Origin of the sequence: Chryseobacterium sp. SIMBA_028 (assembly GCF_046535285.1) — a bacterium.
GTDB lineage: Bacteria > Bacteroidota > Bacteroidia > Flavobacteriales > Weeksellaceae > Chryseobacterium.
The window spans coordinates 165,451-176,363 of record NZ_JAWRWZ010000013.1 but is presented as its reverse complement, the minus strand read 5'-3'; the positions used below and the strand labels follow the sequence as shown (position 1 = coordinate 176,363).

The following is a 10,913-nucleotide window of genomic DNA, read 5'->3' as shown; positions in this document are numbered from 1 at the left end:
ATAACGTAAGTTTTGAAGCCGCATATAATGCTGTTTTTGGAGGTACTCAAAGCGCAAAGGTCTATTACAATCGTGTAATATTTAAAGTAAGTGGTAAACTGGTTACAGACAATGAGATCAAAGAATTGATTTTAGCCGAAGGTCAAACCTATAGCCTAGACAGTGGTGGTACTCAAACAATAACCACAAAACTAACAGCGCATATTCCGGATTGTGGTAACCGTATCACCATCAATTCATCCACAGCGGGTACTAAGGCAAAGCTTATTGCAGGGGCTGGTGTTACTATTGATGTTTCCGGAGTGATCATTAAGGATATTGAATCTTCCGGAGGCGCTTCCTTTTCTGCTTTAGAATCTACAGATGACGGAAATAATACGGGATGGGCGTTTCCTGCAGCTGCCAGTAAAACAATGTATTGGGTAGGGGGCAGCGGAAACTGGAATGACAGAATCCATTGGTCCCAGACCAGCGGTGGATCAGGCGGGTATTGTGTGCCGGGACCTAAAGATGATGTTTTTGTTGATGCAGGCTCAGGCTTTACTTCAGCCAGTAAAACCATTACCGTGAATGTCCCAGCCAATATGAGGAATATTACCTTCTCAGGAAGTACAGTACCTCCTGTTTTTAAAAGTTTAACTACTGCTAATCCTATTAATATCTATGGATCTTCCATGTGGCAGGCCGGTATGGAAATAAGTAGTGTATATATGTATTACCGTAATACCAATACCCCAAAAACAATAACCAGTAACAGTGTTGCAGTAAGTGCTGATAATGTATACTTTGAAGAAGAAACATCAGTGAGTCTGCTGGATGACCTTTTCCTTACCAATGGAACTCTGCACCATGATACAGGAACATTAACGACCAATAACCATAAAGTGTCTGTAAATGCCTATTATGGAGATTCTGTAAAACCTAAAAAACTGAATATGGGAAGTTCAGAGTTTTATATTACAGGAGTTATTCCTGCAGGGGTTTTTTCAACAGCTTCTTCTGCTCTTACGCTGGATACAGGAACTTCACATATTCATTTTACCGGTGTTGGAAATCGTAAGCTTTTACCCTATGCTGGGCAGCATTATTATAATGTAAGTTTTGAAAATACAGGAACAGCAACTGTGGGATATGACGGCACTGGATCCGTTATTTATAATATCATGACCATGAAAGGAAATGGAATACTGAACGGGGATAACCAGTTTAAAGAACTGATTTTAACCGGAGCTAAAAAGTATACCTTACAAGCTGGTAAAACCCAAAAAGTTACAGATCAGCTGTATGCCAACGGAAGTTCATGTTACAAGCTGGAAATGGTAAGTTCTGTGGCGGGTACCAAAGCAATTCTTAATGTACTGGCAGGAAGTGCTAGTTTTGACTTTGCCAATGTGAAAGATATTAATGCATCAGGAATTGCACTGCATTTCGGTGCCAAGTCCAGTGATGGTGGGAACAATACCAACATAAGTTTTACTCCATACGATCCCGGACTCTTTTCAGGGTTTGCAAGTCAGAACTGGAGCTGTACTCAATTCAAAAATACAGATCCGGCATCCTATACTTTAAGTTCGGCGGGCTTCTTTGGAAATCCTACCGTACAGTATGAATGGACCAAACTGAATGATCCTGCCCATACCGGCATTATTTCTACAGCAGATGCTCTGGATATGAGACCTTATGGCCTGGGTACCTATCATCTGAAAGTAATCTATTCTACAGCAGGACCTGGTGAAAGCTGTACCCTGGAAGAAAGTGTCATCGTAGGGAGCTGTATTCCGAGTATGATCAATCCGGGATTACCGATCAGGAATTATTAGAAATAAAATCATATGGATCTCATCAGATCCTGTGGACCAATTAATGACCGTAAGATATTCTTACGGTCATTATTTTTGAGGATAATTTGATGAAAATTATTGGTACTCATGGTTTTATAGAGCCTGATAGGATCCGCGGATAGTGACAATGATCACCGTTGTTTCTAATTTCCTGCTTCCATTTGCATACGATTAATTTTCTTACCCAGAATTCAGGGTAATGATTATATTTATTTATAAACAACGTAGAAAATAAAAAAGGGGTTGAATACTCATTACATATAATTGTACCCATGATAAAAACAATCCCCACCTAATAAGTGGGGATTGTTTTTATCATACCTTAGCTATTGCCTGGTAATATCCACCAGCGGCAATAAGTATCCCGCCCTGAGGTCTCCAGCCTTTAATAATGTATTCATTAACTTCTTTTTCTAAAGACTCCAGAATTGGATTTGAAATCACTTTGTAGTACATATTGATATTTTTTTTCAAGATACAAATAATCCAAATACAGCAATTATAGTTTTCCGTAGTATGATGATGACAAAAGGCTCAACATATTTGGAGTGAATTGATGTACAGCATGATCAGCCGCAAAAAAATAGAACAGATAGTTAGATAACGGTTTCGGGAAGTAACGATACAGGGATGATAAAAAATAATGATGAAAATAAATATCCCCGTCAAGGTTTTAAACCTTGACAGGGATAGCAATCGTTTCTAATCTCCCGCTTCCATTTGCATACGATTAATTTTCTTACCCAGAATTCAGGTTAATGATTATATTTTTGAAGCGCCTTGGTGATCCCTTTATCAATCTGGTCAACAGCCTGATCTACGGTAATGGTCCCTGCAAGTGCCTGCGTTGCATACGTTGAAATGACGGTGTCTATTTCTGTATAAGCAGAAGTATTGGGTCTGGCCTTGCCATGAAGCAATGAGCTGTACAGAATATCAAGATAAGGGATTTTTTCACGGACGGCAGGATCATCGTAGACACTTTTAATGGCGGGGCCTGTTCCGGCTGACAGTGCCCGGTGGCGGGCTGCTGCTGCACTGCTGAGGTAGTCGATCACCTTTAAGGCAGCATTTGGATTCTTTGAGTAGGCATTGATCGACAGAAAATTGGAACCGATCAGCCCCGTAGGGTCCTGGCCTTCCTTTCCGGCCCAGACCGGTAACGGGACAATCTTATAACTGTCCTTTGTGGAAGAGACTTCTGTATCGATCCGGAATTTGGAAGCCGACCAATCTGCCAGGCCGCCTGTTGATGGGTTTTTAGCGAAAAAATCGGAGGCACCCACATTGTTCGTAAACGTAAGGGCCTGAGAAGGGATGACCTGGTTCTGGACCCCACTCACCAGAAAATTAAGCACATCGTGAGCCTGAGGAGACTGGAATGTTGAGGCTTTCCCATCCGCACTGATGAGTGCTCCGCCAGCCTGATACAAAAGGCTGATCACATTGGCCGTTAGCCCCACACCGCCTGCATTATACACAAAATTGGAATGAGAAGCTGCATGAGTATAAAGGTTCTGCCAGTTTGAAAACTGACTGGTATTCTCAAAAATAGCCGGACGGTAATAGAACATCATGGCATCTGCCCTGATCGGGATAGCCAGTACTTTTTTATTCAGAGAAACAGAATTTATAATAGAACTGAAAAATTCATCATTACGTGTTGCTATATAAGGAGATAAATCAAGGATTTGTTCTTTTCCGGATAATTTATAGATGGCATAAAACGGAGTAATAATATCACAGGAACAGTCTTTGGCATCCAGACTTTTGTCGTAGGCATCATCCATGTCTCCCGTATAGGAAAAAGGTTTGACGGTAATGTGAACACCATTGTTTTGTGCGTTGAACTGATCAATCAGGGGCTGATCCATTTGCTCGATTACAGAGGCCAGCAGCGGCAAAGGGCAATAGACCACTTCTCCTTTTGCAGAGGCCATTAGTGCTGGGTCGAGAGTGTTTGCAGTCACGGTATCCCGGCTGCTGCATGAAATACTTACCGACAGGACCGAAAGACTGGCGGCAAGAATACCGAAACGCAGAGGTGGGACTGGGAAAAAACTTTTTTCGGAGACTATACCGGAAGCATTTTCGGAAATAGGTGAAGAATCTGTTAAACCTTTCTCTTTAGAATCCATACCATTGAGAAGACGGGCGTAAACTTTTCCTGGAAAGTCTACCCCAAGACGAAATAAGATCTTGTACATGTTAAGTGTTTTGGTTGTTAAAATGGACATTTTATACCGATGTATAAAATATTACTTTATCAATGTATGGCTTTTTTTATTGCGTGTGGAATAATAATTTATGCTTTATTTCAATATCTTATATAGTAAAATATCTATTAATTTGATTTAAATTAAATTATTAATAAGATATTGATTTGTAATGAAATGTATCAATTGAATAAATAGTTTAACTTAATTTAATCAATGTAATGTCGAGATAAATTGATATTGGCTGACTTTAAATCATTCACAATCAGAAATGTTTTTTTCCGGGAACGAGAAAAGTGGTGTCTACATTCCGAATAGTGACAGTCTTTTTATTGTGAGTTTTTTTGGGGAGGATTAGTTTTACCCCTAAGCAAAAAATCTTGATCAAAGAAATTGAAGAACCTCATGTGGTAGATGACAAGTGCTAAAGAAAAACTACATAGCCATACATTATTAATATCCCTCATTAGAATAATCTAATGCAAGTTTAAAAATAATTGATGATGAATAGTAATGAAAGAAAAATTCCAGGCATGACTCCTTTTGAGTGGAAAGAGTTTCGATATGTTTCAGATGATGGAACCGGGGAGTTCCTTAGTAAACAAGACTTGTTGGAAGACAAAGGTTTATTTGAAAGACTTACTGAACAGATAGACCCACCCATTCCGAAAGCAGGAGGTGCTTTAACAGAGAATTGCAGGCTATGTCTTCCCTCCGGAGAACTCTTACATGCATTGTCCTATCGGGGAGATATTAAGGGCTGGAGAAAGCAGATTGAGCAGGGGGCCAGGCAGCTGGGCTTACTGACCGGGAAAATAATAGAAGATGAAATCATGCTTTCAGATGGCCGAAGCTACCCACTTGCACAATGTACTGCTGAACTTTATTAGATGGAGGATGGTGAAAGATATCGAAATAAATATTTTTTATAATTTGAAATTGAGAAGGATACGATTAAAAGTGGAAGAACTTTAAACAATCTCTGTTCAGCATTCTAAAGATTCCGATCAAAATAATTGTATCTGATCACTATGGAAAAGCTAAGAAAACAAAAAGAATACCTTAGAAAATAGACAGGCACTACAGACTATAGTATAGCATAAAAAATCTGCTTTCGTATAAGAAAGCAGATTTTTTATGCCCTTATTCTGAGTGAAAAACCAATACCCCGTTTCAAAGTCCCTATACCCCGTTAGGTAACCGTCTCGAGGGGGTTCGGAAGACCCTCTCGAGACGGTTACCTAAGGGGGGAGAGGGGGGAGATAAGGGGGGATAGCCCCTTAATGAACGGGCTGTAGGGTCTTCAGAACAGCCTTGAGACCGTTTGGGAAAGGGTAGGAGGTGGTTGGTAAGCTCCCTGGAGGGGCTTCGAAAGGGTCTGGAGTGGTGTACAGAGCACTTTTTAATAATTTAAGCTGTTTCTATAAGCCTGGATTATATCAAAAAGGCTGTCATTATTCGGAATAGTGACAGCGTCTTTATTGTGAGTTGATGGGGTGCAGGTTAGTTTCGCACCCGGTTAATGGCTTATCATTAACAAGATAATCGATAGAACACACTAAAAGGAAAAAACATGAATATACTGAATATTCTCAGCGACGAATGGAGTAGCTTAAGAGAAGCAGAAGAATCTCTTTTAGTCAGCAGATACAATATCAGAAGAGGAGATGATTTTATGGTCATTATCCTGCTGGCTTTAGGAACATTATCTGAACAGACCACTGCCCTTCGGTTTTTAAAAAATGATGAAATGGAACTGGAGGATGTCGAGCTGATCAGGATCATTCCGGATATTATAGATATTACCGTGGATGGCAATAAGGAGAACAGGGAGATAGCAAGATCCGTATTGATAAGGTATTCATCCCATTTCTTGGGGAAAAGACAACTTATAAAAGATGCATTGGACAGATTGCTGAACAGATACCTGATCAGAAAAGACGAAAAAGTGTACAGAAGACTGGCTGAGCTGCTCGTTGATATGCATTATCCGGAGTTCCTCAAAAAACTGATGCAGGCCTGCAAAAAAGAGCACCAGGAGAATATCTCTAAAATTTACAGTGACTTTTTAAAATTCATAGCATAGGTAAGATAGAATATAGTAATCTGGAAATTCAAAATTCACCTCTTTTTTTCTCAGTTCATCCCTATGGAAAAAAAATAAGCAGCAGAAAAATGAAGAACTTCAGTCATCACAGATTCCTGAAAAATAAAATGGGAATAGTAAAAAAATTAAAAATAGATTCTTTAATTTCTTACTAAAAATCAGTGAAATGAAAACAAAATAATAGGGATTTATAGGGTTGTTTTTATTGAGGGCTGAAAGTGGAGTTTATTGATGTATTTGTCTTGTTTATAATGTTTTGCGTTGTTGTAAAGGCTGTTATTATTCGCGAATAATAACAGCCTTATTCTTGTATACTTCATGATATCAGGTTAGTTTTGCGGTCCATTAAAATGGCTGAAACATCATCTGAAAAATAAACACATAATGGATGACATTGATTTTGTTTATTCCGTTAAAATTCTAAACTAATGAAAAAAACAATTATTTCTCTTGTACTACTGATCTCAGGATTTAGCCTTGCGCAGGTTGGAGTTCATACCCCCAATCCACAGGCCACTTTAGATGTAACGCTGCAGTCAGGATATGTTTCCGGAGGTAAAGCAGGAATCGCATTTCCACAGCTGTCCGGAAACGATATTGAAGCGATGAATATCACAGGATTAAAATCCGGAACACTGGTATACAGTACCTCTGCTTCTACGGCAGCCACCAAAGATATTACAGGAATAGGCTATTGGTACTGGAAAGATGCCACCGACAAATGGGAACCTGTCCTGATCAATGCCCCGAGGTTTTTCTATTCTCCTTCCCTGCCTATTGATACTTCCGTGGCTTCAGGATCTGTTGACCTGTATGCTAATTATACGGGACAATTTGCCACCCCTATGGCAAGCAGTACAGGATCACCTGGCAGTATTCCGGTCTATGCCGTGGATGAAATGGAATATTATGTAACCTGGTTTGACGATACCATCTTCAGCAATGTAAGAATAGATGCTGCCGGAAAACTGACCTATGACGTCTTAAGTACCGCAGATACCAGTAAGCCCACGTATATGAATGTTGTTTTTCTGGTCAAATAAAACCGGAGGAAAAAAGACATTTAATCCATAATTAATTGAACAGGATTATGAAAGCCTAAGCTTTTATCCAAAAATTAGAAATGATGACAATACAAAAACACAAATTCAAATATATCTGTTTCCTGCTGCTGTTCTTTTTATGTTCTGTAAAAGGAATGGCAGCCAATTATTATTGGGTAGGCGGAAGCGGAAACTGGAGCGACATCGGCCACTGGAGAACTGCATCCGGAGGAAGCGGTATCCCTTCGGTAGTACCCGGACCTACGGATGATGTTTTCTTTGATGCCAATTCCGGGTTTACAGCGTCCAGTAAAACGGTTACTGTGAATGTAGTGGCCAACTGCCATAATATTATTTTTTCGGAAAGTGGAATAGCTCCCATTTTATCAGGGTCTGGTACAGAACTTAATATTTATGGTTCTTCTGAGTGGCAGCTCGGGATGATAGTGAATGTATCTTCTGTTTATTATCGGAACACCAATATTCCTAAAACGATCAAAAGTAATGGAGTTTCATTTGGTGGTGATGTTAACCTGGAAGAAGAAACTTCGGTCAGTCTTTCAGATGATTTCTCAGTTTCAAGATATTTAAGACATAACGCAGGAACATGGAATACCAATAATTATAAGGTGACTGCAAATCTTGGATATTCTGGAAATTCCGGAACAAAACCAAGAACGTTGAATATGGGAAGTTCAGATTTCTTTATAGCAGAAAATTTTTATGGGTTTAATTCAGATTCATCTTTACTAACGCTCAACGCCGGGACCTCCCATATTCATTTATCAGGTTCTAATGTCAGATTGCAGCCTTATGCAGGACAGACTTTTTATAATGTGACTTTTGACAATCCATTGGCAACAGGTGAGCTTGGCTATTTTCAAACCGGAAAAGTTTATTATAACCGGGTAGAGTTTAAGGGAGGTGGAACATTTAAGAGTAATAATGAAATTAAGGAATTAATTTTTGCAGAAGGGAAAAATTATATCTTCCCTGCTTCATATACACAGACGGTCACCTCATCATTTAAAACTGTTTCTTCCGATTGCGGACAATGGATCAGCATCAGTTCTTCAACTTTGGGAACACGGGCTAAGCTAGTGGCCTTACCCGGGGTCTCCATTGATGTTTCCAGAGCCGTTATAACAGATATACAGGCTTCAGGAGGTGCTTTATTTACCGCTGCTCATTCTACTGATAGCGGAAATAATTCGGGCTGGACTTTTCCTTCTTCTTCTCTGCAGAATTTATATTGGGTAGGTGGTAATGGAGACTGGAATGATAAACAGCACTGGTCAGCGACCAGTGGGGGGAGCGGAGGTTCTTGCTTACCAGGTCCCGGGGATAATGTCTTTTTTGATGGAAATTCGGGCTTTAATACAGTTGGTAAAACAGTTACCTTATCCTCCGTTAGCTATGCTCATGATGTTACTTTTTCAGGCAGTGGTGTAGCACCCGTCTTAAAGGGAGAAAGTATAAAACTCAATATATATGGGTCTTCCGAATGGCAGACGGGAATGGAAGTAAAAGTAGATGAGATTTTCTACAGGAATACGAATGAAACAAAAACCATCAAAAGTAATGGGGTCTATTTAAATTCTTTTGTACGGTTTGAAGAAGAATCTTCAATAAGCCTACTGGATGATTTTTATACAAAGATTTTATACCATATTGCAGGGACATGGAATACCAACAATTACAAAGTAACTTTAGAGAACAGTTTCGGGATGGGAACTGGGGTAAAAGCAAAAATAATTAATATGGGGAGTTCAGATTTTTATATAGTGGGAGACGCTGGTCAATTTTCAACGAACACTTCCTTTTTAACACTCAATTGCGGGACTTCTCATATTCATTTTTTAGGGCTTAATCCTTCTTTTACGCCTTCCGCTGGGCAAGTCTATTATGATATAAGCTTTGAAAATGCGGATGGAAATGGGAGATTGGGATTTCTGCAAAGTAGTAAAGTCTATTATAATCGGGTAGAATTTAAAGGGAATGGAGCTTTGTTCAAAGATCATCAGATGAAAGAGTTGGTCTTTGCTCAGGGCAAAAAATATACGTTGAGCGCTTCTTCGACACAGACGATTACCTCCTCATTTATTGCTCATGCACCCACCTGTGGAGAATGGATATCTATAAGCTCGTACGCAACCGGAACACAGGCTAAAATAGTGGCGGCATCAGGAGTGTCCATTGATGTATCAAGGGTAATGGTGAGAGATATTCAGGCCTCAGGAGGAGCCGTGTTTACAGCAACCCACTCAACTGATGGTGGAAATAATACAGGCTGGACCTTTCCGGCTTCTTCAGTTAATAACCTGTACTGGGTGGGAGGCAGTGGAAACTGGAATGACAGATACCATTGGTCGCAAATAAGTGGAGGGACAGGTGGATACTGTATACCGGGACCAGCAGATAATGTTTTTTTTGATGAACATTCTGGTTTCACGGCTACTTCAAAAACGGTTACTTTGGCTGAGAATGCGAGCTGTCGTGATATCAATTTTTCGGATAACGTGGCATCGTGTATTTTAAATGGGAACAACAAAGAACTTAATATTTACGGTTCTTCCCAATGGCAGAATAGTGTTGCGATTAATATTTCCAAAATATATTTCCGCAATACAAATGAGGCGAAAAGCATTAAAACGAACGGAGCGCGTATGATGGATGTTTATTTTGATGAAAAAACGTCAATCAGTCTGCTGGATGACTTTTCTATATCGGGAAGTCTTACCCACAATGCAGGAACATGGAATACCAATAATTATAAAGTAACTCTATATTCAGGATATATCGGTAATGATGGGACTATCGCAAGAACAATTAATATGGGAAGTTCAGGGTTTTATATTAACTCTGGTCCTTTCTCAGCAGATTCTGCTTTATTGACCCTGAATTCGGGTACCTCACATATTCACTTTTTATCTCAATCTTATATTGCCTTAAATCCTTATGCCGGGCAGACGTATTATGATGTAAGTTATGAAGGAACTGCAGGCAGTTTAGGAAAGACACAGACCGGTAAAGTATACTACAACCGGGTTGAGTTTAAAGGCAACGGAACTTTCATCAAAGACAATCAGATCAAAGAACTGATCCTGACAGCAGGTAAAACATATACTCTTGATGCAGGCAGTACACAAACTGTTACCGATCAGCTGTATGCCAGCGGGAACTCGTGTTTTATCCTGTTTTTAAAAAGCTCAGCAGCAGGAACCAAAGCCAATTTAAATATAGAAGGAGGTCCCACTAATTTTGATTTTGCGAATGTTAGAGATATCAACGCGTCAGGACAACTGCTGAATCTCGGAAGCAAATCCAGCGATGCAGGCAATAACTCCAATATGACTTTTGAAACGTATGACCCGAGTGCTTTTTCAGGATTTGCTGGTCAGGACTGGAGTAAGGCAAGGTTTAAAAATAATGATCCTGATTCTTATACGCTGAGCTCAGCAGGGTTCTACGGAAATCCCTACACAACCTACAAATGGTCTAAAATCAATGATCCTGCACACACGGGAATAATTGCCACAGGATCTACTTTAGATATGAGAAGTTTTGGATATGGAACCTATCATGTCAAGGTAGAGTATTCTGCTCCGGGATCACCGGATTATTGTGTGGTGGAAGAAAGTATCATGGTAAAAAGTTTTGTTCCAAGTATGATGAATCCGGGATTGCCGATGAGGAATTATTAATA

General features: G+C 39.7%; 7 protein-coding genes. 5 read left to right on the top strand and 2 right to left on the bottom strand.

Features of this window, described 5'->3' with window-relative positions; genetic code table 11:
• Positions 1-1,820 (top strand): hypothetical protein (locus SCA31_RS17990; RefSeq protein ID WP_410698397.1); only part of this gene is annotated, 1,820 nt, incomplete at its 5' end.
• Positions 1,821-2,156: 336 nt separating this feature from the next.
• Here the strand turns inward: SCA31_RS17990 and SCA31_RS17985 are convergent.
• Both SCA31_RS17985 and SCA31_RS17980 read right to left on the bottom strand, forming a co-directional pair.
• Positions 2,157-2,297, bottom strand: coding sequence for a hypothetical protein (locus tag SCA31_RS17985; protein WP_410698396.1), 141 nt, complete (start codon positions 2,295-2,297; stop codon positions 2,157-2,159).
• A gap of 299 nt (positions 2,298-2,596) precedes the next feature.
• A complete protein-coding gene (locus SCA31_RS17980; protein ID WP_410698395.1) occupies positions 2,597-4,048 on the bottom strand; it encodes an extracellular solute-binding protein in 1,452 nt (483 codons plus the stop codon).
• A 512-nt stretch (positions 4,049-4,560) separates the two neighbouring features.
• Here SCA31_RS17980 and SCA31_RS17975 point away from each other — a divergent pair.
• The 4 genes from SCA31_RS17975 to SCA31_RS17960 all read left to right on the top strand — a co-directional run bounded on the left by SCA31_RS17975 (position 4,561) and on the right by SCA31_RS17960 (position 10,911).
• Entirely contained in the window at positions 4,561-4,947 is a 387-nt protein-coding gene (locus SCA31_RS17975; RefSeq protein ID WP_410698394.1) for a hypothetical protein, read from the top strand.
• Between the two features lie 683 nt (positions 4,948-5,630).
• Complete coding sequence (locus SCA31_RS17970) at positions 5,631-6,143, top strand: hypothetical protein (RefSeq protein WP_410698393.1); 513 nt, start codon at positions 5,631-5,633, stop codon at positions 6,141-6,143.
• A 449-nt stretch (positions 6,144-6,592) separates the two neighbouring features.
• On the top strand, positions 6,593-7,207 hold the full coding sequence (locus SCA31_RS17965) for a hypothetical protein (protein WP_410698392.1): 615 nt from the start codon (positions 6,593-6,595) through the stop codon (positions 7,205-7,207).
• Positions 7,208-7,287: 80 nt separating this feature from the next.
• The gene (locus tag SCA31_RS17960; RefSeq protein WP_410698391.1) at positions 7,288-10,911 is read left to right on the top strand and encodes a hypothetical protein; all 3,624 of its coding nucleotides are present in this window, start codon (positions 7,288-7,290) and stop codon (positions 10,909-10,911) included.
• The last annotated feature ends 2 nt before the right edge of the window (positions 10,912-10,913 follow it).

Coding starts and splice junctions, on each gene's coding strand:
- SCA31_RS17985 (WP_410698396.1), bottom strand. CDS start 2,297: ATGTACTACAAAGTGATTTCAAATCCAATTCTGGAGTCTTTAGAAAAA.
- SCA31_RS17965 (WP_410698392.1), top strand. CDS start 6,593: ATGAAAAAAACAATTATTTCTCTTGTACTACTGATCTCAGGATTTAGC.
- SCA31_RS17960 (WP_410698391.1), top strand. CDS start 7,288: ATGATGACAATACAAAAACACAAATTCAAATATATCTGTTTCCTGCTG.
- SCA31_RS17980 (WP_410698395.1), bottom strand. CDS start 4,048: ATGTACAAGATCTTATTTCGTCTTGGGGTAGACTTTCCAGGAAAAGTT.
- SCA31_RS17975 (WP_410698394.1), top strand. CDS start 4,561: ATGAATAGTAATGAAAGAAAAATTCCAGGCATGACTCCTTTTGAGTGG.
- SCA31_RS17970 (WP_410698393.1), top strand. CDS start 5,631: ATGAATATACTGAATATTCTCAGCGACGAATGGAGTAGCTTAAGAGAA.